The sequence below is a fragment of the Vibrio agarilyticus genome, from assembly GCF_012641465.1.
Taxonomy (GTDB): domain Bacteria; phylum Pseudomonadota; class Gammaproteobacteria; order Enterobacterales; family Vibrionaceae; genus Vibrio; species Vibrio agarilyticus.
Genome location: NZ_JABAIK010000010.1, coordinates 123,502 through 145,107 on the forward strand (window position 1 = coordinate 123,502; position 21,606 = coordinate 145,107).

At 48.2% G+C, this 21,606-nt stretch carries 20 protein-coding genes; 9 read left to right on the forward strand and 11 right to left on the reverse strand.

Annotated elements, in window-relative coordinates; translation table 11 throughout:
• The first annotated feature begins 42 nt into the window (after positions 1 to 42).
• Both coaD and HGP28_RS11780 read left to right on the forward strand, forming a co-directional pair.
• Positions 43 to 537, forward strand: a complete 495-nt coding sequence (gene coaD / locus HGP28_RS11775) for a pantetheine-phosphate adenylyltransferase (RefSeq protein WP_168836666.1) — start codon at positions 43 to 45, stop codon at positions 535 to 537.
• Positions 538 to 680: 143 nt separating this feature from the next.
• A complete protein-coding gene (locus HGP28_RS11780; protein WP_168836667.1) occupies positions 681 to 1,646 on the forward strand; it encodes a glycosyl transferase family 90 in 966 nt (321 codons plus the stop codon).
• Here the strand turns inward: HGP28_RS11780 and mutM are convergent.
• From mutM to HGP28_RS11795, 3 genes are all read right to left on the reverse strand, one after another.
• On the reverse strand, positions 1,641 to 2,453 hold the full coding sequence (gene mutM, locus HGP28_RS11785) for a bifunctional DNA-formamidopyrimidine glycosylase/DNA-(apurinic or apyrimidinic site) lyase (RefSeq protein ID WP_168836668.1): 813 nt from the start codon (positions 2,451 to 2,453) through the stop codon (positions 1,641 to 1,643). The genes HGP28_RS11780 and mutM overlap by 6 nt on opposite strands.
• Positions 2,454 to 2,499: 46 nt before the next feature.
• Positions 2,500 to 3,024 (reverse strand): hypothetical protein, encoded by a 525-nt coding sequence (locus HGP28_RS11790; protein WP_168836669.1) that lies wholly within the window; start codon positions 3,022 to 3,024, stop codon positions 2,500 to 2,502.
• 401 nt (positions 3,025 to 3,425) lie between these two features.
• Complete coding sequence (locus HGP28_RS11795) at positions 3,426 to 4,802, reverse strand: PhoH family protein (protein ID WP_168836670.1); 1,377 nt, start codon at positions 4,800 to 4,802, stop codon at positions 3,426 to 3,428.
• Positions 4,803 to 5,063: 261 nt separating this feature from the next.
• Between HGP28_RS11795 and rapA the strand changes: the two genes are divergently transcribed.
• Positions 5,064 to 7,973 carry an RNA polymerase-associated protein RapA gene (gene rapA, locus HGP28_RS11800; protein ID WP_168836671.1) on the forward strand — a complete coding sequence of 970 codons (2,910 nt, stop codon included), beginning with the start codon at positions 5,064 to 5,066 and terminating at the stop codon, positions 7,971 to 7,973.
• 84 nt (positions 7,974 to 8,057) lie between these two features.
• Here rapA and HGP28_RS11805 read toward each other — a convergent pair whose 3' ends face one another.
• Entirely contained in the window at positions 8,058 to 9,281 is a 1,224-nt protein-coding gene (locus tag HGP28_RS11805; protein WP_246225697.1) for an Nramp family divalent metal transporter, read from the reverse strand.
• A 411-nt stretch (positions 9,282 to 9,692) separates the two neighbouring features.
• On the opposite strand from HGP28_RS11805, the gene rluA reads away from it, so the two are divergent.
• Positions 9,693 to 10,430, forward strand: coding sequence for a bifunctional tRNA pseudouridine(32) synthase/23S rRNA pseudouridine(746) synthase RluA (gene rluA, locus HGP28_RS11810; protein WP_168836673.1), 738 nt, complete (start codon positions 9,693 to 9,695; stop codon positions 10,428 to 10,430).
• A 55-nt stretch (positions 10,431 to 10,485) separates the two neighbouring features.
• The gene (locus tag HGP28_RS11815; protein ID WP_168836674.1) at positions 10,486 to 11,448 is read left to right on the forward strand and encodes a D-2-hydroxyacid dehydrogenase; all 963 of its coding nucleotides are present in this window, start codon (positions 10,486 to 10,488) and stop codon (positions 11,446 to 11,448) included.
• A 172-nt stretch (positions 11,449 to 11,620) separates the two neighbouring features.
• Here the strand turns inward: HGP28_RS11815 and HGP28_RS11820 are convergent, their stop codons facing one another.
• The 5 genes from HGP28_RS11820 to arcA all read right to left on the reverse strand — a co-directional run bounded on the left by HGP28_RS11820 (position 11,621) and on the right by arcA (position 16,144).
• The gene (locus HGP28_RS11820; RefSeq protein ID WP_168836675.1) at positions 11,621 to 12,010 is read right to left on the reverse strand and encodes a RidA family protein; all 390 of its coding nucleotides are present in this window, start codon (positions 12,008 to 12,010) and stop codon (positions 11,621 to 11,623) included.
• Between the two features lie 123 nt (positions 12,011 to 12,133).
• Complete coding sequence (pyrI, locus tag HGP28_RS11825; protein WP_168836676.1) at positions 12,134 to 12,598, reverse strand: aspartate carbamoyltransferase regulatory subunit; 465 nt, start codon at positions 12,596 to 12,598, stop codon at positions 12,134 to 12,136.
• An 11-nt stretch (positions 12,599 to 12,609) separates the two neighbouring features.
• The gene (gene pyrB, locus HGP28_RS11830; protein WP_168836677.1) at positions 12,610 to 13,542 is read right to left on the reverse strand and encodes an aspartate carbamoyltransferase; all 933 of its coding nucleotides are present in this window, start codon (positions 13,540 to 13,542) and stop codon (positions 12,610 to 12,612) included.
• Positions 13,543 to 13,826: 284 nt separating this feature from the next.
• A complete protein-coding gene (locus HGP28_RS11835) occupies positions 13,827 to 14,831 on the reverse strand; it encodes an ornithine carbamoyltransferase (RefSeq protein WP_168836678.1) in 1,005 nt (334 codons plus the stop codon).
• Positions 14,832 to 14,917: 86 nt separating this feature from the next.
• The gene (arcA, locus tag HGP28_RS11840; RefSeq protein WP_168836679.1) at positions 14,918 to 16,144 is read right to left on the reverse strand and encodes an arginine deiminase; all 1,227 of its coding nucleotides are present in this window, start codon (positions 16,142 to 16,144) and stop codon (positions 14,918 to 14,920) included.
• Between the two features lie 378 nt (positions 16,145 to 16,522).
• On the opposite strand from arcA, the gene rraB reads away from it, so the two are divergent.
• Together rraB and HGP28_RS11850 are read left to right on the forward strand one after the other, a co-directional pair.
• On the forward strand, positions 16,523 to 16,942 hold the full coding sequence (rraB, locus tag HGP28_RS11845) for a ribonuclease E inhibitor RraB (protein ID WP_168836717.1): 420 nt from the start codon (positions 16,523 to 16,525) through the stop codon (positions 16,940 to 16,942).
• A 141-nt stretch (positions 16,943 to 17,083) separates the two neighbouring features.
• Positions 17,084 to 17,965, forward strand: coding sequence for a hypothetical protein (locus HGP28_RS11850; protein ID WP_168836680.1), 882 nt, complete (start codon positions 17,084 to 17,086; stop codon positions 17,963 to 17,965).
• Here the strand turns inward: HGP28_RS11850 and HGP28_RS11855 are convergent.
• Both HGP28_RS11855 and HGP28_RS11860 read right to left on the reverse strand, forming a co-directional pair.
• Positions 17,907 to 18,473 (reverse strand): GNAT family N-acetyltransferase, encoded by a 567-nt coding sequence (locus HGP28_RS11855; RefSeq protein WP_168836681.1) that lies wholly within the window; start codon positions 18,471 to 18,473, stop codon positions 17,907 to 17,909. The two genes, HGP28_RS11850 and HGP28_RS11855, sit on opposite strands and share 59 nt — an antisense overlap.
• 149 nt (positions 18,474 to 18,622) lie before the next feature.
• Positions 18,623 to 19,009 carry a DUF2061 domain-containing protein gene (locus tag HGP28_RS11860; protein ID WP_168836682.1) on the reverse strand — a complete coding sequence of 129 codons (387 nt, stop codon included), beginning with the start codon at positions 19,007 to 19,009 and terminating at the stop codon, positions 18,623 to 18,625.
• A 303-nt stretch (positions 19,010 to 19,312) separates the two neighbouring features.
• Here HGP28_RS11860 and HGP28_RS11865 point away from each other — a divergent pair, with 303 nt between their 5' ends.
• On the forward strand, positions 19,313 to 20,548 hold the full coding sequence (locus tag HGP28_RS11865) for a YjgN family protein (RefSeq protein ID WP_168836683.1): 1,236 nt from the start codon (positions 19,313 to 19,315) through the stop codon (positions 20,546 to 20,548).
• A complete protein-coding gene (locus tag HGP28_RS11870) occupies positions 20,548 to 21,564 on the forward strand; it encodes a M48 family metallopeptidase (protein ID WP_168836684.1) in 1,017 nt (338 codons plus the stop codon). The genes HGP28_RS11865 and HGP28_RS11870 overlap by 1 nt, the downstream gene beginning before the upstream one ends.
• Positions 21,565 to 21,606: the final 42 nt, after the last annotated feature.

Below are 21,606 nucleotides of genomic sequence, written 5' to 3' on the forward strand. Positions count from 1 at the left end.
CTAAGGTAACGTCTTTACGGTTTTCTATTATTAAGGTCTATTGTGTCCAAACAATCGCTTACACGTGTGGTTTATCCCGGTACGTTTGACCCTCTTACCAACGGCCACCTTGATTTGATTGAACGCTCAGCTTGTCTGTTCGATGAGGTGATCATCGCGGTGGCGGCCAGCCCGAGTAAAAATACCATGTTTACTCTTCAGGAACGAGTTGCGTTTGTTCAGGTCGTCACACGGCATCTTCCCAACGTATCGGCACAGGGATTTTCAGGCTTGATGGTAGATTTTGCGCGCGAAGTTGATGCCAATATTTTGATTCGTGGCTTGCGCACCACGGTCGATTTTGAGTATGAGTTTGGCTTAACCAATATGTATCGCCGCCTTATGCCCCAACTTGAAAGCGTCTTCCTCACACCTGCAGAAGAATACGCATTCTTATCATCCACGATTGTACGCGAAGTGGCGATCCATGGTGGTGATGTCAGTCAGTTTGTTCCGAGCATTATCGCAGATGCACTGCATGAAAAAAGAAAGGTGTAATAATTCGCTCAATCTGCGGCTTCATCCCACCGTTCGCGACCACTGAAAGCAGAAACTTGACAACTTTATTCGTTAACACGTCTAATTGATTGTTCGCACATTTAGGTATTCGCCACCGCAGTCATTTAAGGTCATGAGTCTCGATGCAAAACAGTAAGTTCAGTTATTATTTTAAAAATACAATTGCCCAGCTCACGCCCAATTTCATCTATCGTTGGCACGGTAAACGCCAATTTGAGCGTCTAAATGAGCAAGATAAACAGCACGTTGAATCGCGATTGGCTTATTACAATAAAGTGACCCACTTTTTCACGCCTAACGCAAACGAAGCGCAATACAGCACTGTCGCTCAATTTAAAAAGACCAAGGGTTGGACCTACTTCTTCGACTTAAAAGCGGTGATACGCCAATTTGCACCCAACATGGCATTCAACTACCTCAATGGTGATATTCGCCATGTTCCCGCAACGCCCACGTTTGTCAAAAGTCGTCCAATTGGTGGTAACAATCAAAATTCTGTACTGCTGAAGCTGAATAAAATCCGTCATTTTCAATTTGTGAATGACACCATGCCCTACCAACAGAAAAAAGAGAGTGTGGTTTGGCGCGGTGTCGGTCACCAACCCCATCGCAAAGTTGTCATTCACTCTTATTACCAGCATCCACGCTGCAATATTGGTCAAAGTAAGCCACAAACCGGTGAGCCTTGGTTCAAAGGTTTTTTAAGCATTGAAGAGCAGCTGAAATATAAATTTTTGCTGGCGATTGAAGGCAATGATGTTGCCACCAATTTGAAATGGGCGATGTCAGCAAACTCTGTGGTGATGATGTCAAAACCACGCTACGAAACTTGGTTTATGGAAGGAAAGCTGCAAGCTGGGGTTCATTATGTTGAGCTTAAAGACGACTACTCTGATTTAATTGAGAAAATGGACTATTACCTTGCCCATGAGCAAGAAGCGTTGGCGATCATTAACAATGCTCACGCATGGGTGGCTCAATTTCAGCAGCCGCACATCGAGCGCGCTTTGAGTTTCTTAGTTGCAGAGAAATACTTTGCCCACCAGCTCCACGCCAGCGACGAGCTAACACCGCAGGTATTACTATAAGATTTGGCACACATCGCAATAAAACGTGTTGCGCTGGCCAATTTTAAGTGCTTGGATCGGCTCTCCGCACTCAATGCAGGGCTCGCCGTCCCGGCCATACACCGCAAGAGATTGTTTAAAATACCCCGGTTTACCATCGGCTTGTGAAAAATCCTTCAATGTTGTGCCGCCTTGCTCAATGGCGGCGGCCAACGTCTGTTTAATTGCACCAACCAGCGTATTCCACTGAGTAATCTTCAGCGTCCCAACCGCTTTGGTAGGGTGAATTCGCGCTTGAAACAGCGCTTCACAGGCGTAAATGTTACCAACGCCAACCACATGCCGATTGTCCATAATAAATTGCTTTACCGTGCTTCGCTTGCCTTGCGCTCGTTGCGCCATTTGCTCGGCATGAAATGCGTCGGTCAATGGCTCTGGGCCCAAGTTGACCAAAACATCATGAGATTGACCTGGCGCGCACCATAACCACGCGCCAAAACGACGTGGATCGTTATATCGCAGCACCTTGCCATTGGTTAATTGCACATCAACATGATCGTGTTTATTCGGTGTCACGAGAGCATCTAACACTCGCAGTGAGCCGGACATGCCTAAATGCATCACTGCAGTACCGGCAGGTGTGTGCAGCAACAAGTACTTCGCTCGTCGCTCAATCGCGGTGATAGGCTGACCTTCCAGTTGCTTAAGTTCTTCGGGGATCGGCCAGCGCAATTTGGGCGCTCGCCAAGTGATCGTCTTAATGGTTTGGCCGACAAGATGGGGGGAGATCCCCATACGGCTCACTTCAACTTCGGGTAATTCAGGCATAATATCTCAGCTCCGGAATAATGGTTTCCGCTCGCAAGTGCTCGGCTCAAGGTGTCGCTGGCAATAGATAACCGTCTGGTACCGTGACCGCCATCCACTGCCCTTGTGCATTTTTCATCAACCAAAAACGAGGCAGAACGTAGTAGGTCAGCCTTTGCGGTTCAGAGTCACCTTGATACCAAATCGTCAGATGCTCCGATTGACTTTGGGATGCGTCCTCTGCGCTCATTATGATTTTTTCAACCATAGAGCTGTCAATGACCGTACCCGTCAGTGCTAACCAGCGCTCTAGATACGTGGCCGCCGTAATACCACTCTGCTCCGTCGCATGCGAATCGATAAAGCGCCACGTGCCATTCAAATAGATGAATCCTTTGCCACGAGTTTCAAGCTGACGAAGCGGTTCATCTGGCGTGAATAACCGAGTCAGTTCAGGCGTACTCGGCTGAGTCTCCTGTGGCATCAAATACGCTTTGATCCACGTTGGCGCATTGAACAGTGCCATGGCGGCAATCACGATGAGGATCAAATAGTTATTCCATCGACGCCGCTTATTAGGCGAAACTCGCATGTGCGTTCCTTATCAAAGGCTTCTCAAAGACCCACCACGTCATTCTCATTGAATCACGCGCCTTATACCCAAGTGACTTCAAGATGCTGGATTCAGAGCCGGCTCAATGAGCTGAGAGCAAGGCAAACAACGCAGCGAAATAGCGAGCCTATTTTCAAGTTGTTTAACGCACTTTCGTTACAACAAAAAGCGGTTCAGTGATTGGCTCCCAAAGGGCGAGCTGCCTTGGCTCATCAGCTTTGTTGACGATTTTCGATTGAGAGCCACTCAATCTTCAAATCCTCGCCTCACTGACAAACCAAGTCATTCTCGCTGAACCATGCATCTTGAGGTTACTTGGGTATAAAGCCAGTGCGATTCCCTGCACTGGCTTTTTTTATTGAAGTGGAGAATAGTCACTACTACATATTCTCTTCGGCAAACTCAGCGAGACGGCTGCGCACCACGCCATTAAGGTGCACATTCGCGCTGCCTTCAAAATGTTTAAATCGTTCGACCATATAAGTGAGTCCTGAGGTCACAGGCGTGAGATAGGCTGAGTCGATTTGCGCCAAATTGCCCGAGCAGACAATTTTGGTCCCTTCACCACAGCGCGTGATAATGGTTTTAATTTGTGAGGCCGTGAGGTTTTGGCACTCGTCTAATAAGACAAACGCATTTTGAATCGAGCGACCACGCATAAAGTTTATCGACTTAAATTGGATATTGGCTTTGTCACAAATGTATTTGAGCGAGCCTTCGGTGCAGTGATCGTTTTTATGCAGCGCCTCTAACGTATCGGTTACCGCCGCAAGCCATGGCAGCATCTTTTCTTCTTCGCTGCCGGGTAAAAAGCCGATCGATTCGGCAATGTCTGGCGTGTTACGGGTGACAATGATTTTATCAAACTGTTTTTTCTCGATGCTTTGCTCGAGCGCAGCAGCAAGGGCTAACAGCGTTTTACCACTACCCGCAGCGCCGGTGAGGATCACCAAATCAATATCAGGGTCAAGTAGCGCGTCGAGCGCCATCGCTTGATAAATATTTTTCGGCGTAATGTCCCACACTTTGCGGCTGAGCAGTCGTTCACGGCTCAGATCGCGCAGGGTGACCGTCTCTTCATTAAGCGCATCAACTCGACCGACAAAATCACTCTCTTCGTCAATAACGTATTGATTTAAATAGGTTGGCTCAAACGGCTCACGGGCCAGCGTGTGCAACGTGACGCTGCCCGCGTTACGGCTTTGAACATCATCGACCTGCTGCCAAAAATCGCCCTCACGGCGCTGAAACCCTTGGCTCAGAAAGCGAATATCGTCGATCAATTGATCGGTACGGTAATCCTCAACAAAACGCACCCCCGCGCCTTTGGCGCGCAATCGCATATTGATGTCTTTGGTTACAAGAACGACCTCACGAGGAGAGCGCTTGGTCTGCAGATACAACACCGCATTAAGAATGCGATTATCACCGGCCTTATCGGCAAACGCTTTGACGGTCTCTTGCAATTCGAAATCCGCCAAAATGGATATTGTGCCTTGGCTCGGCGTTTCTTGATGCAGCGGTATGCCATCGGTGATTTCATCGGGGGTGGCGTCGCTAAACAGATTTTCCAGCGTACGAATCGCCACGCGCGCATCGCGAGCGACATCGCGCTTACTATCTTTGATTCGGTCTAGCTCTTCCAGCACTGTCATTGGGATGACAACATCGTGCTCTTGAAAGGAAAATATCGCCAGTGGTTCATGCAGCAAAATATTGGTGTCGAGAACAAATAATTTTCGGTCGGTATCGCCCATAGCGCCTCCTAGCCCGTGATTGGCTGTTCTTTTGTTTTGTACGAAAAATCATTGCGTTCAGTTTTCAGCCTAGTGCAAAACTGTTGACAATTTGATGTCAGTGAGAGCGCGTTAAAAAAAGCGTGAGACGGGCGTGACCTCTATCACGCCATCCAGTAAGATGAGCGCCCTTTTGCGGCGTACGATTTGTCTGCTGCTGCGAGCAACGCTATGTTGTTTGGGTAACGAATAAGATTGATAACGAGATGAGGTAGGGCGTTCATGACATTTGCTTTGGGCCAACGCTGGATCAGCGACACAGAGAGCGATTTAGGTTTAGGAACGGTGGTTGCCGTTGATGCTCGTACGGTAACCCTGATGTTTGCCGCATCAGAAGAGAACCGTGTCTATGCCAGTAATGATGCTCCTGTCACCCGCGTGGTTTTTAACCTTGGTGATGTCATTGAAAGTCAGGAAGGCTGGTCGTTAACGGTCGAAGATGTGGTGGATGACAGCGGGGTGATCACTTACATCGGCACGCGGGAAGATACTGGTGAGAGCGGTGTTGTGCTGCGTGAAATCTTTCTTAGCCATCAAATTCGCTTTAATAAGCCGCAAGATAAGCTTTATGCCGGTCAAATTGATCGCATGGACAATTTTGTTTTGCGTTACCGCGCGCTCAAAAATCAATTTGAGCAACATAAGAGCCCGATGCGTGGCTTGTGTGGCATGCGCGCAGGCCTAATCCCACATCAACTTTTTATCGCCTATGAAGTTGGCCGTCGTTACGCACCTCGCGTGTTGTTGGCCGATGAAGTGGGGCTAGGTAAAACCATTGAAGCGGGCATGATCATTCACCAGCAAGTACTGCAAGGCCGAGCGGAGCGCATTTTGATTGTGGTGCCCGAAACGCTGCAGCATCAGTGGTTGGTCGAAATGATGCGCCGTTTCAATCTGCATTTCTCGATTTTTGACGAAGAGCGCTGCATTGAAGCATTTGCTGAAGCGGATAACCCATTTGAAACGCAGCAATATGTGCTTTGCTCGCTTGATTTTCTGCGCAAAAGTCGCCAGCGTTTTGAACAAGCACTTGATGCGCAATGGGATCTGTTGGTGGTCGATGAGGCGCATCATTTGGTCTGGAATGATGAGAAGCCAAGCCGTGAATATCAAGTGATTGAAGCGCTTGCCGAAGCTACGCCGGGCGTACTGCTACTGACCGCAACACCTGAACAGTTGGGACACCAAAGCCACTTTGCGCGCTTGCGCCTGTTAGACCCAGACCGTTTTTACGATTACCAAGCCTTTGTTGACGAAGAGGCTCAATACGCGCCCGTGGCGGATGCGATTACGGCGTTGTTCTCTGGTGAGGTGTTGAGCGACAGCGCCAAACAGCAAATTACCGCGCTGCTACCCGAGCAAAATGTTGAAGCGTTACTGGCTACACTAATGGGCTCAGCCGATGCTGAGACGGTGGCACAGGCAAGACAGACGCTGATTGATAACTTAATGGACAGACACGGCACTGGTCGCGTGCTGTTTCGTAATACGCGCGCGGCAATCAAAGGGTTTCCGGCGCGTCATGTCCACCTACTGCCAATGGCGATTCCAACGCAATACGCCACCTCTATGCGTGTGGCGGGTATGCTCGGTGGCAAATTATCACTAGAAGCACGCGCGATCAAAAACCTCTACCCAGAAGAGCTGTTTCAAGAATTTGAGGGCGATGAAGCGAGCTGGTGGCAATTTGACCCACGCGTGAACTGGTTGCTTGAAAAAGTCAAAGCCAAGCGCAGCGATAAAATTTTAGTGATCGCATCGCGCGCCAGTACTGCGTTGCAACTTGAGCAGGCACTGCGTGAACGTGAAGGCATTCGCGCGACGGTATTCCATGAAGGTATGTCGATTTTAGAGCGTGACAAAGCTGCGGCTTATTTTGCGCAAGAAGAAGGCGGCGCTCAGGTGCTTATCTGTAGTGAAATTGGTTCGGAAGGGCGTAACTTTCAGTTTGCGAGCCAATTAGTGATGTTTGATTTGCCATTCAACCCAGACTTGCTCGAGCAGCGTATTGGTCGTTTGGACCGTATTGGGCAAAAGCGCGATATCGATATTCATGTGCCTTATCTTGAAGGTACATCACAAGCGATTTTGGCGCGTTGGTTTGATGAGGGGCTTAGCGCCTTTGGTGAAACCTGTCCGACAGGACGCGCGGTGTACGACCAGTATTCCGATGCTCTGATTGAAATGCTCGCCAGCGGTGATGTGACCGCGCTGGACGACATTATTGCTCAATCGGCGCAAATGAACGCCACGTTAAAGGCTCAGCTTGAGCAAGGGCGTGACCGTTTATTGGAAATGCACTCCAATGGTGGCGAAAAGGCGCAGCAAATTGTTGAGCAAATCGCGGCAACCGATGGCGATACCAATCTTGTGACCTTTGCTTTGAGCTTGTTTGACACCATTGGCCTAAACCAAGATGACAAAGGCGAGAATGCGATTGTGGTCACGCCATCTGAGCACATGATGGTGCCAAGTTATCCAGGCTTACCTTATGAAGGCGCCACAGTCACGTTTGATCGCGATACCGCACTGTCACGAGAAGATATGCACTTTATCAGTTGGGAGCACCCAATGATCCAAGGTGGTATCGATTTGCTGATGAGCGAAGGGGTGGGAACATCGGCCGTATCACTACTGAAAAACAAGGCACTGCCGGTTGGCACCTTGCTGCTTGAATTGGTATATCTGGTTGATGCGCAAGCACCAAAGCGCAGTGGTATTGGACATTTCTTACCAAAAACGCCACTGCGCTTAATGATGGATGCGCGCGGTAATGACTTATCAAGCCAAGTGGAGTTTGAAAGTTTCAACCGTCAATTGAGCCCTGTGAATCGTCATATGGCGAGCAAATTGGTGAATTCTGTGCAGTCATCGATTCACAGTATGATTGAAGCGGGCGATAAGCTGGTGGAAGCGCAAGTGAGCCAGGTGCGTGAGCAAGCGATGTCAGCAATGCAAAGCTCGTTAACGGCTGAGCTTGAGCGCTTAAAAGTACTTAAAGCGGTGAACCCCAATATTCGTGATGAAGAGCTTGAAGCGCTTGAAAATCAGATTGCTGAGCTGACACAATACATAGATAAAGCGCAGTGGCAGCTAGACTCCCTACGAGTGATTGTGGTCTCTCATCAATAATGAGTAGGGCTTTTGGCCCTAATGATACTCTCCAATAAAAAGGTCTTCAGAGCGAAGACCTTTTTTGTTGAGGATGGGCGGGCGTTACATTAGCCATTTCCACCAAATGAACAGCGCCAAAAAGCCGAATAGGTAGATAAGGCCAACAATTGACAAGATGTTCTGACGACGACTAAGGGCAAGCTCCTGAGGCAATTTGGTACGCGTGACCAAAATATAATTGAGCAGAGCAAAAATCGGCGTTGTCACAAAGGCCATGATCATGGCGAAATCAAGCATTGGCAGAAGTGCTGAAGCCAAAAACGCAATGATGGCCAGTGAGCCAATCGCGATGATCAGCATCCATGCGGTATTCCATTGTGGATTGAACTTTTTGGCCGGTTTGTCGTTTGATTGGAAGATCAGGCGCTGCGACTCAGCCACCACTCGAGCGTATCCATCGAGTACGGTAATCGTGCTGCCAAAAATACAGAAAAAGGCAATAATCGCAATCAGGTAACGCGACCATTCGCCAATAGTAGTAGCATAAAGCCCCACCAACTGATGAGAGAAGCCAACGCCCGAGCGAGCCAGTTCAACATCTGTGCCATGCAGCACCAAGGCGCCAAGTGCCAAGAAAACCAACGCAAGCACCGCAGTACCAATATAGCCGACATTGAAATCAAACATCGCCGAGCGCGGCGTGACGTTTTGATAGCGACGCTGACTCTTTAACCACATTGACGTAAGGCTTGATACCTCAATCGGTGCTGGCATCCATCCCATGGTCACGACAATAAAGCCAATCGCCGCTAAATTCCAAGGTGAAGGCGCGACAAAATCTGCTGTTGGTTGAGCTGGATTGCCCATCGCCATAACAACGGCAAGTACCGTAGCCAGCGTGAGCACAATCATGATCCCTTTGGAGAGCTTATCCAACGCTTTGTAATGACCCGCCAATAAGATAGCCAAACAAATCGCCATTACGATAAAAGCAAGGGTTAACGGTGCTAGGGTGAACGGCAAAAAATACCCCAATAGGCTGGCGCTGAACATCAGTAGCGCTGCCGTGTTGACCACAGCGGAAAAGGCACACAATAGCGCAAAGAGCCATAAGTAAGGCTTACCTAACTTGGCATAGCCTTCTACCAAGCTATCGCCCGTGCCCATCGTGTACTGAACCCCTGCGCGGAAAAACGGATACTTGAACAGATTGACCAGCAAAATCAGCAGTGCCAGTTGGTAACCATAGATAGCCCCTGCTTGGGTTGAGGCGACTAAATGAGAACCGCCGACGGCTGCCGCAGCCATCATAATGCCTGGGCCCATAGAGTGGAGAACCTGACGCCAGCTACGCTGTGGCGTGGCATCAAAAGTGGGAGAAGGTTGAGATTCGGAAAGTGGATTCATAGAACGTCCTTACAGCTTGTTCTTTTTATGTCGTTGTCAATATTGGTTTTAATTATTCAAACATGTTAAGTCGTCAATAATTATTTACAAGTTAATAGTTAAATGTTTTGTAAATGAATCATTTGAGGCTGGTTTTGTTAATGATGATGGAATATTAAACTGAATTATTGGTTGATATTTAATGTTTTATGCTGGGTTTGGTGGTTGAAAATCGAACGATTTAGTCTGGTCCGGGTCGTAGGTTGAGCCGACGACCCTGCAGCTTCAAGTGGAAAGGGTATAGGTATATAATCGCCGCCACGAAAATATGCGCTCAGGAACCTTGATGTTATGGCAATGCTTGAATACACCCCACCGACCGACCCATGGGTTGATATCATCTTTGAAGACGAGCATATTTTAGCGACCAATAAGCCCTCAGGGCTGCTTTCCGTACCTGGCCGTTTGCCTGAGCACCGCGATAGCATGTGGAGCCGCCTGCAGGAAACACATCCTGATATTCAGGTTGTGCACCGCTTAGATATGGCAACATCAGGGCTCATGGTGTTTGCTAAAAATAAACACGCCGAACGCGCTCTGAAGAAGCAATTTCAGTATCGTTTGACTCATAAGCAGTACATTGCGCGCGTTTGGGGGCATGTTGAGGCTGACCAAGGTGAAATCAACCTGCCACTGATCTGCGATTGGCCAAATCGACCGAAGCAAAAGGTCTGTTTTGAGCACGGTAAGCCGTCAAAAACCTTGTATGAAGTGGTGGCTCGAGAAGCTCACACCACGGTTGTGCGACTGCTGCCTATCACGGGGCGCTCACATCAATTGCGCGTTCACATGCAAGCGCTGGGGCATTCGATTGTCGGCGATGAATTTTACGCAGAAGGCCCCGCGTTTGAGAATTACGATCGCTTGGCATTGCATGCGGCAGAGCTGACCTTCTATCATCCAAAGAGTCATTGGTTAAAGAGCCTGTTTGTGCCGTGTGATTTTGCGCCGAGCGAAGCGGTACTGTTTGAGCGTTTTGATCCCTTAAGAAAATTGCCTGACTATAAGCAGCTCACCCAATGCGATTAAAACAGTGCCAGTCCCACACCTGTGTGGTTGGGGCTATGAGCGATAAGGAGTTGTTATGTCTCAGGCAAAAGTTGTTTTTTTAGACCGTGATACTATCCCCAGCCACATTGAGGTGCCTAAGCCTGACTTTCCCCATCATTGGGTTGAGTATGCGGTGACCACGGCAGAGCAAGTGGTTGAGCGTGCACAAGATGCGGATGTGATTATTGTCAATAAAGTCAAATTGACGGCGGACATACTGGCTCAATTGCCAGAGCTGTGTTTAGTGGCAGTGGCCGCCACCGGCTATGACAACATTGATGTGGCCTACTGTGAAGAGCACGGCATTGCAGTGACCAACATTCGTGGTTACGCCACACAATCGGTGCCTGAATACGTTCTTGCGATGATTTTTGCCCTCAAGCGTAATCTGCTGGCTTACAAACAAGACATTGCCGATGGTGAATGGCAGCGGCAGAATAAATTTTGCTTTTTTACTCATGCCATCGGTGATGTCGCAGGCAGCACATTAGGCATTATTGGCGCTGGCGAGCTGGGTAAAGCAACGGCGAGCTTAGCGCAAGCGGTTGGAATGCAAGTTTTGTTTGCCGAAGTGAAAGGCGCGCCGCAGTGCCGAGAGGGCTTTGTGCCTTTTGACGAGGTGCTTGCGCAAAGTGATGTGGTGACATTGCATTGCCCATTGAATCGACAAACACGCAATCTAATAGCCGCGCCTGAGCTGGCGCAAATGAAATCGACAGCGCTATTAATCAACGCGGGACGTGGAGGGCTTGTTGACGAGCAGGCCTTAGTGGACGCGTTGAAGCATCAGCAAATTGCGGGGGCGGGCGTGGATGTTTTTACCTCTGAGCCTGCCGATGAGAGTAATCCATTAATTGCGAATATGGCATTACCCAATCTTTTGCTTACACCGCATGTGGCCTGGGGAAGTGATTCAGCCTTAACCCGTTTTTGCCGAATCTTGATTGATAATATCAATGCATTTATGGATGGCGAGCAGCTCAATCGCGTCGTCTAGCGCGATACTATGGGTATGGCGAATTGAACCAATGTGCTATGAATTGATGTGTTCGTGAACCAATGCGCTATGAACTAATGCGTTAATGAACACATACGTTAAAAACAAAAAGGTGGCTGAGCCACCTTTTTTAACCCATTTTGGGTTGAGTCATTTAATCGCTGACTCGCCGTTAGCGACGGACCGCAATGGCTTCAATTTCAATGCCGACATCTTTAGGTAGACGTGCTACTTCAACGCAAGAGCGCGCTGGGTAGTGAGCAACATTATGCTCATCAAAAAACTGACCATAAACGTCATTCACAGCAGCGAAGTCATTGAGATCTTTGACAAACACCGTCATTTTGACGATGTCAGCGACACTAAGGCCAGAGGCCTCAACGACCGCTTTCACATTGTCGAGAGATTGACGCGCTTGCGCCGTGATTTCAGTTGGGATCTCACCAGTACTTGGGTTTACTGGGATCTGACCTGAGGTCAAAACCATGTTGCCCAAATCCACGCCTTGTACATAAGGACCAATTGCCGCAGGGGCAGACTCGGTATGCAATACTTTAGTCATGTCACAATCCAATTGAGTGATACCCACATTCCTTGAGGTAACTTGGGTATCTAGGTAAAAGACCAGTGTGCCAGAATGACGCTGTGAGGAAAACCCCTGAGCCCATCATTGCTGCGAGTCTTATTAGGCGTATTCAGTGACGATTTCGCGTGCGTAGACTTTTTCGCAATACTTACACTTCAAGCGCACATCGTGGCCTTTTTGAATCACTTTAAAGCTGCTGGCAACCGGCTCGTTGTGCGTGATGCAATTGCTGTTTGGGCAAGCAAACACGTCGCTGATCTGTTCAGGCAGCTCGAGCGCCAGTTTTTTTACGACTTGATAATTTTCAATCTGATTGACGGTCGCCTGTGGTGCATAAAGTGCCAACTTGCTGGCTTGCGCCTCGCTTATAAACACGTTCTCAAATTTCAGTAAATCTTTGCTGCCCATGGCCGACGACGGCAAGTTAAGACCAATGGTGACACGCTGATCAGCATTGTGCATCTCAAACAGTTTCAATACTTTAATGCCGATGTGCGCCGGAACATGGTCGATAACCGTGCCGTTTTTGATCGCTTCGACTTGCAGCTGAGTTTGTTTCATCATGAGGAATATCCTTAAGAGAGCGTTTCGTTCAAGACCAAAGCGAGCAGCGCTTCACGAGCGTACATACCATTGCCAGCTTGTTGGAAATAATAAGCGTATGGAGTGGTATCGACGTCAGTGGTAATTTCATCCACACGTGGCAGTGGGTGTAGCACTTTCAGGTTGTCACGTGCGCCTGTGAGGGTCGCTGCTGTGAGAATGTAAGCCGACTTAAGATGGGCGTATTCCGACTCATCAAAGCGCTCTTTTTGGACTCGAGTCATGTACAAAATATCTAACTCAGGCACCACGCTTTCCATATCGGTATGCAAGCTGTACTCAATGCCTGCCTCATCCAGCTCTTCGATGATGTAATCCGGCATTGCAAGCGCTTCTGGGGCAATAAAGTAAAAACGGTTGCCGTTGAATTTGGCCAGAGCTTGAGTCAGCGAGTGCACGGTACGACCGTATTTAAGATCGCCAACCAGAGCGACATTGAGATTGTCCAAGCGGCCTTGCGTTTCATAAATAGAGAACAAATCCAACAAGGTTTGAGTCGGGTGTTGGTTGGAGCCATCACCGGCATTGATCACCGGCACGCCGCCAGAAAATTCAGACGCCAGACGAGCCGCGCCCTCTTGCGGATGACGCATTACAAAGGCATCAACGTAATTAGAAATGACCTGCACAGAATCAATCAGGGTTTCGCCTTTTTTCGCCAGTGAGGTGTTACCCCCATTATCAAAACCAATCACATCGCCGCCAATGCGTTGAATGGCGGTTTCAAACGACAAACGTGTGCGCGTTGAGGGTTCAAAAAAACAGCTCGCCACGACTTTGTGCTTGATAAGCTCAGGTTGTGGCTCCGCCTTAAGTTGGCCAGCGGTGGCCACGATGAGTTCCAGCTCTTCACGAGAAAGCTCTGGAATAGAGATGATATGCTTGCGGTAAAGCGAATTCGCCATGTGTCTCTTCCCTACTAATGGACCAAAAAAAAGCCTTCCCAATAGGAAGGCTTTAATCATATGTTTGAAATAGCATAACGCCAGAAAATACAACGCCACGGCCAAATTCTGGCAGTGCAGAAGAAAGGGCTGTCGTTGTTATTAAGTACCGCGTCATGTCATCATTCCAAGACAAATTGCCGGGTATTATACGCCTAAGTTATGGTGACGCAAGCGTTTACGTCGCGCGCGTTTGGGCGAATTTTTGTCTTAAATATTCACTTGGATTCCAGTCAGACGAAGACTTAGTGACCGAGCGTGGCCACCATCACCGCCTTAATGGTGTGCATGCGGTTTTCCGCCTCATCAAAGACGATTGAGTGCTCGGACTCAAATACCTCATCCGTGACTTCCAGCCCGTTCATACCATATTTTTCGGCCACTTGTTTGCCAATGGTGGTTTCATCATTGTGAAACGCTGGCAGGCAATGCATAAATTTGACGTTAGGATTGCCCGTGGCTTGCAACACAGCCATGTTGACCTGATATGGCGTCATTAATGCAACGCGTTCATCCCACGCTTCAGGCGGCTCTCCCATCGAGACCCAAACATCAGTGTAGAGAAAATCGCAGCCTAACACCCCTTCGGCGACCGCTTCTGTCAGCGTAATGACCGCGCCAGTGTGTTCGGCAATCTCACGACACTGTGCCACTAGGGTTTCGTCTGGCCAAAACGCTTTGGGCGCGACGAGGCGAATGTCCATGCCCATTTTTGCTGCGCCCACCATAAGCGAGTTACCCATGTTGTTGCGTGCATCACCTAAATAGGCAAACGCAATTTGATTTAGTGGCTTGCCCTGACTGTGCTCTAGCATAGTAAGAAAATCAGCCAGAATTTGAGTCGGGTGAAACTCATCGGTGAGACCATTCCAGACCGGAACGCCAGCGTATTGCCCAAGCTCTTCGGCAATGGACTGACCATAACCACGGTATTCGATACCATCGTACATGCGACCCAACACGCGAGCGGTGTCTTTCATCGACTCTTTAGCCCCAATTTGTGAACCTGTTGGACCGATATAAGAGACCTGAGCGCCTTGATCAAAAGCGGCGACTTCAAAAGCGCAGCGAGTGCGAGTGGAGGCTTTTTCAAAGATCAGCGCAATGTTTTTGCCGCGAAGCTTTGGCTGTTCGCACCCTGCGTACTTGGCCTTTTTTAGCTCAGCCGCTAAGTCGAGCAAAAATTGAATTTCTTTGGGACTAAAGTCGAGCAATTTTAAGAAATTGCGATTGCGTAAGTTGAAAGCCATGATCGGTCCTTAATCGTATAATGATGCAGCCATAGTTAATCATAAAAATGCATCAAAAGTGAATAAATATTTTTCCGAGCTAAATCTCACGAATAATGAATATCATCACGTTCGATTGGGCAGCTCATACAGCGGGCGCCGCCGCGACCGCGACCCAATTCATTGCCCGGTATCGGCAACACAGTGATCCCGGCTTTGTCGTATTTCTCATTGGTGAAATGATTGCGCTCGTAACTGACCACCACACCCGGTTTTACGGTAAGCACATTGTTGGCGTCATTCCACTGCTCGCGTTCGGCTTCAAAGCTGTTGCCGCCAGTGGTAATAATATTGAGCGCCGAGAGCCCAAGAGCGCGCTCGAGCGCTTTTTGATAATGATGAGACGCGCGAGCACTCATGCCCCCATCGCGTTTAGGGGTAAGACGCCAAGTTTCAAGATCGCGCCGCACCACTTGTGGATAGATGGAAAAGGTGTCGTGGTTGAGCTGAGTCATCACGGTATCTAAGTGCATACACGCGCGCTGTTTAGGCAAAGAGAGCACCAAAACTTCGCGCGCTTGTCCCGTTGCAAACAAACGCGCGGCTAAATTCTCTACCCCTTGAGGTGTGGTGCGCTCAGATAAGCCAATCAATACCACGCCTTGGCCTAAGACTAAAACATCGCCCCCTTCAATGGCCGTATTGTCGTAATGGCCATCATCCCCCAAATAGCGATGAAATGGCTGATCGGCAAACAGCGGATGCCAATGATAAATCGCTCGCAGATGGTTGGTTTCACGTTGGCGCGCGGCCATCATCATCGGATTGAGCGAGACGCCAGAATAGATCCAACATGAGGTGTCACGGGTAAAGAGGTGATTAGGCAGCGGATCAATAACAAAATCGAGTGGGCCGCGCATTTTGGCGAGCATGGAGTTAGAGTGAAAGTCCAGCTCAGCATAAGCAAGGCCCCCAAGCAGCAAGCTGGCTAATTTGTTGTGATCAAAACGACTCAAGCGGCGGCGCAATTCACACGCCAGCGTTGGGCCAAAGCGAAAATCACTGATTTGGGTTTGCAGTAACCACTGTTTGGCCTCGGTGATGGCCAGCGTTTCTTCAAGTAAGTCGTGCAGTAATAGAACTTCGACTTGGTTGTCTCGCAGCGTCTGCGCAAAGGCATCGTGTTCTTGTCCGGCTGCCTCAACGGCGAGAACATCATCGAACAGTAAGTCGTGACAGTTGGAAGGGGTCAAGTGAGTGAGGGCGCGCTCAGGGCGGTGCAGTAATACGCGGCGCAACTGGCCGACTTCTGATCCGACGTATAATCGTGACATGGTGCGTTCCTTTGCTAGTATCTTTTCTATCTTGCTTGAGAGCTTGGGTTATCGCAAGTGACCTGTTGGTTTTATCAACATGGGTATACCCTTTCTACTTGAAGTTGCAGCGTTGTTGGCTGGCTCTCACAAACCTCATCACATAGTGTGTCTATGCTCAGAGGCTTTGTTCGTTTGCCGCCTACCTGCATCTCCAAGTTGTTTGGGTATATATCAATAAAGGAAGACCACATATGGGTATAAATAAGCGTTGAAAAGCGCCAATCTTGCGTGTGTGGGTGAGTGCTGGTGGCTTTTCAACGCAATCCATGCCATATTCACCGCGAATAATCCCTAACTTAACCGATTCGGCTTTGCTGAATGTTCTGGAGTCAAATGATGTCTCAACAAGATGATTACATGTCTGTAGACGAACTGATTGCGTTTCAAAAAGAAGAGACGCGCGACATAATCGAAGCACTACTCGAAGATGGCAGTGATCCAGATGCGCTGTACGAAATTGAGCACCATTTGTTTGCAGAAGAGTTTGATAAGCTCGAAAAGGCCGTTGTTGAAGCCTTTAAAATGGGTTTTGAAGTTCTAGAAGCCGAAGAGACCGAAGACGAAGATGGCACGAAAATGTTGTGCTGTGATGCGACGATGCGCTGTGCTTTAAACGCTGAATTAATTGATGAGCAAGTGGAAAAGCTGGTTCATTTGGCCGAAAAATACGACATTATCTACGATGGTTGGGGCACTTACTATGAGGGTGAAGATGCGCTTTACCCTGATGATGATGATGAGTATGATGACGAGTGATCGTAAATTCCTCTTGAAACCGGCTTTAGCCGGTTTTTTTATTCCCATTTCGCCTCGGGATAAATGAACGACGCAGAAAATCAGTTGAGTGGAGATACCTAAGTTTCATATACTTAATAAAATTGATCTAACGCAAATTTTATGGAACTGACTCTTTCAACGCCTTGGCAGGTATCGCCGTTAACCGATCTTTCGTTACCACAACTGGATATGACGCTGCCTGCTGCATTTGCTTTAGCGTTACCGTACGAGCTCACCGACACCGAGATAGCCAAGCAAGAGTGGCATTTGATGCACGATGTTGAAATGAGCGAAACAATGTTGAGTGCAGGCTGCATTGAGCTGCAATTGGCCGGGATCAGTGGCTATGCTGAAGTTCGGGTTAACGGTGTGGCGGTGATGGACTGTGATAGCGCAATTGAAGCCTTGCCTATTTGCCAGAACGAGTGGCCTCACTACGTGAGTCTGCAGCGCAAAAATATTCGCTCCTATCTGCATCAAGGGGGCAACCGCATTGAGATTTTACTGCTTCACGATAATGATGAATGGTTAATTGAACCTGACGTTCAAGACGATGCGGGCCATGGCTTAGTCCCCTATCGTCAATGCGAGTTGAACGATGGGGAGGCGGCGCGATTTGGTATTGCGACAGCGCCACGGCTCGTCTTTGCGCCGCACGTTGAATTGAGACAAGTTGACGCGGAGCAGATCTGGCATCACGGTGGCGGATGCGAGGTCAAAGTGACGTTGCACTACCAAGTGCATCGGCCTAGCTTAGTCTCTGCGGCGATAAAGTTTGATGGTATGACGTATCGCGTGCCGCTAGATATGCGCAGCCAACAGGTGAGCGCGCTGTTTCAAATTGAGGCGCCGCGTGCCACCTCCATTCAAACGCCAGTACAAACGCCGCTCTATTGGCTCAATATTGAGCTGGATAATCTCTCATTTGATTACCCCATTACGCTTAATCCTGCGCTGTGCGTGACCTTAAATGAGCTGACTCCAGAGAGCGAACGGGCCTAATCATGGCGATTTCACATGCACAATGCCCGGTATTGCCCAGCGGCGCGCCAAGTTGGCTAAAGCCCAACGATTGATAAAGCGTCATCGCCGTGGTGAGACTAGCGGTGGTTTCTAAATAGCATTGCTCGAACTGCCACTCGTGCGCTTGGATAAAGCAGAGGTTAGCCAGTATGTTGGCGATGCCACGTCCACGGGCTTGAGGACGAAAATACATTTTTTGCAGCTCGATGATCGTTGGCGCTCCAGCCAGTGGCGCAATGCCTGCGCCTCCAACGACGAGATCGTTTTCCAATAGCACCCAATAGCGTGAGTTTGGGCGCTGATACACCTCATAGAGCTGATCCAAATCCGGATCGGCGGCACTGAATCCTTGGTCTGAAGACAAGCCCCACTCCTTTGAAACGTCGCGAATCACTTGGGCAATAGCGGCATTATCTTGAGGCTCTATCGGTCTTAAAGAAAAAGAGGGCGGTAATTGGATTTGGTCTAAATAAGCTACAGATGGCATGAAAAGCAAGCGCTTAGGGTGATAAACCCGTATGAAATTAAAGCCCTGAGGTTAACAATAAAAAAGCAAGACACCAAGGTCTTGCTTTAATATCCGTCCTACTCCAAGTTGTTTGGGTATATCTGCAACGCTAAATTGTTTGGGTATCATTAATGGGCGTGAGCTAAGTTCAGATCTGCGTTGCGACGTAACCAAACTTTCTCATGGAAGTAGTAAGCCACAGTATTAACGCTTGGCTCAATCAATGCCATTACACCACCGATGAACGCATCGCCTGTTAATAAGTACACCACAGTGAACGCGACGCTAAAATGCACGGTTGCAAAACTAGCCGTCTTTATTTGAGTCATCCATTGACGCGTTTTTAGTGCCGGAACGCGTGCCCAAATCTTTTCATGGAAATAAAAGGCCACCGTATTTACCGAAGGCTCAATTAACGCCACCAAGCTGCTCAGCAAGATATCGCCTGTGAGCAGATAAGCAATCAGGCTCGCAATCGTAAAATGTAAACTCGCAAAGGTCAGTGTCTTTTTCATGAGAAGATTCTCTTTATGTCTTTCTGTTGATAATCATTATCATTTGCATTGGTGGTTTTGGCAATATTATTACGTCGATTAGTTTGATAGGTGCGGGCTATCAAAATGATTATTGTTAAATGTATGATTTGCAAGGGATTGATAGTGAGAGCTTTGTCAAGGAGTGATAAAAAGCCAGTTTGGTAAGTGACTGTTCTCATAAAACTCGGTGTAGACTAAGCCGTCCGTTACATTGTGTAACAGTATGTAAGAAGAGCTGTGACAATCGTATTAGGCGCTTTATTTATGTTCAGGGAGAGAAATATGAACAACGCATTAAAGGCGAACTCAGTACAGTTTAATGGTAAGGGAGGCGAATATTTTGGTATTTGGATCGTTAATATTCTGCTTTCGGTGGTAACGTTAGGTATCTACTCGGCTTGGGCTAAGGTACGAACAAAGCGTTATTTTTACGGCAATACAGTGATTGATGGCGATAATTTTGAATATCACGCCACCCCTTGGCAAATCCTTAAGGGACGTATTGTCGCCTTATTTGTCGTACTGTTGCTGGCATTGACGATGAATATTGTGCCAGTGATTGGCGGGGTGTTATTGCTGGTTTTTTATCTAATGATGCCATGGCTACTTTGGAGTAATGCAAGATTCGATGCGGCGATGACCAGTTTTCGTAACGTTCATTTTCGTTTTGTCGGCACTTTAGGCGGCATTTATCGCACCCTTCTTGGAAGAGGACTAGTCGCAACGGTTGCTATTGTCGCAGCAATGATGGTTTTCGCTATATTGACTCAGATAATACCATCGCTGACTATCGTGTATGTGATTGGCGTGGTCCTTGTTTGTGTTATGGCGAACGCTTGGGTTATGGCGGGAATGATTCATTACACTGTTAATGGGCAGCGCTATGGTGACTATCAATTCAAAGGCGATATTCAGACTCGATTCTTTATTAAACTTTATCTGAAAGCGGTCGGATTGGGGTTGCTCAGCCTTATCGTTTTTCTTGCTGTTACTTTTTATCTTTTCTTTGGTGGTTCGCTACTGACACGCTTAGTCTCTGGTGATTCTTTTGCAATTTTAGAGCTGATGCATTCAACCGCTTTGCTCGTGATGGTTTGGCTTGCGGCAATGATAACAAGCGTTGCGATTTCAGCTTATGTCCATACACGATCACGTAACTATGCATTCACGCAAACCGCGCTCTACCATCAACCCGAATTGAATCAAATAAGTGACGCTGACAAGAAAGAAGAGCCGAAAGAGTGCGACCTTTCACCCGTGCATAGCTTTGCTTTACGGTCAGATCTACCTGTTTGGGGATACACTTGGCTTTTGATCAGTAACTTTTTATTGGTGATCTTTAGCCTTGGTTTGGCTCGCCCTTGGACATTGATCCGTCATAGCCGTTATTTGGCTGAATACACGTCGGTGCTGGGTGATATGTCGATGCTTGCCGCAGTCGGTGACAATAGCGATGTGCGTTCTGCCATCGGTGATGAAATCGCAGAAGCGTACGATCTTGGCTTTGGTCTGGGTTGATGCGAATTTCTTCAACGGCCTTTGCGCCACATCAATCAACGCGAGTGAATGCAGAGCTTGAGTTATTGGATAATGGTGTGGTGCGATTGTGGATTGCTGACAAGGTGCAGCAACAGGTCTCCTGTAAAGAGATCGCGATTTCTAGCTCTGTCGGTCAGCTACCGACTCGATTTCAGTTCGCTGATGGTTGGGTTGTGGTGGTTGAGACAGAGCCTGCACTGCGTCATTGGCTGAAGCAGCATCAAAATCGCAGTATTGTCGTATGGCTTGAAGCCCATAAAAGTGCTTGGTTTGCGTCATTGCTGCTGATTTTATTTTGTGGTTGGGTAACTTATGCCTTTGTGATCCCATGGAGCGCTGAAAAAATTGCTAATACGCTGCCTCAGCGTTGGTTGGAGCCTATAGGTGCTAGCGTGCTGACACAATTGGATGACACCTATTTTGAGCCCACTCGATTAACTCAAGCAAAGCAGCAGCAAATTCTGCAAAGGGTTGCTGCGATTCTGCCCATGTTGTCGCAACCTGTACCGTCATTGACGTTGCATTTTCGCCATTCTGAATTGGGGGCAAATGCGTTTGCTTTACCCGGAGGGCACATCGTTCTTCTCGATGACTTGGTGACGTTAATGAATAATCGCGCTCAGCTTGAGAGTGTGATTTTGCATGAAATGGGACATGTTTATCATCGCCATATGACATCGGCAGTGATTGAACGCAGTATTTGGGCCGTTGCAATCAGCTTGATTGTTGGGGATGGTTCGACGGTGGCTGATTTACTCACTGGGACTGCGGTATTACTGTTTCAAAATAGCCAAAGTCGAGAGGCTGAATATGAAGCTGATCGCTACGCATGGCGTGCAATGCATGAAGTTCATGGTTCAGTGGAACCAATGGCGCAAATGTTTGAACGACTTCATCGCCATTCCACAATGGAACTGCCAGTATGGTTAAGCAGTCACCCAGATATGAATGAGCGAATTCGTTTGGCTCGCGCTTTTGATGCAAAAGATCAATGAAGTGTCTTTGCTGAAACTTGGCGTTAATTGAATAAAAAGCCC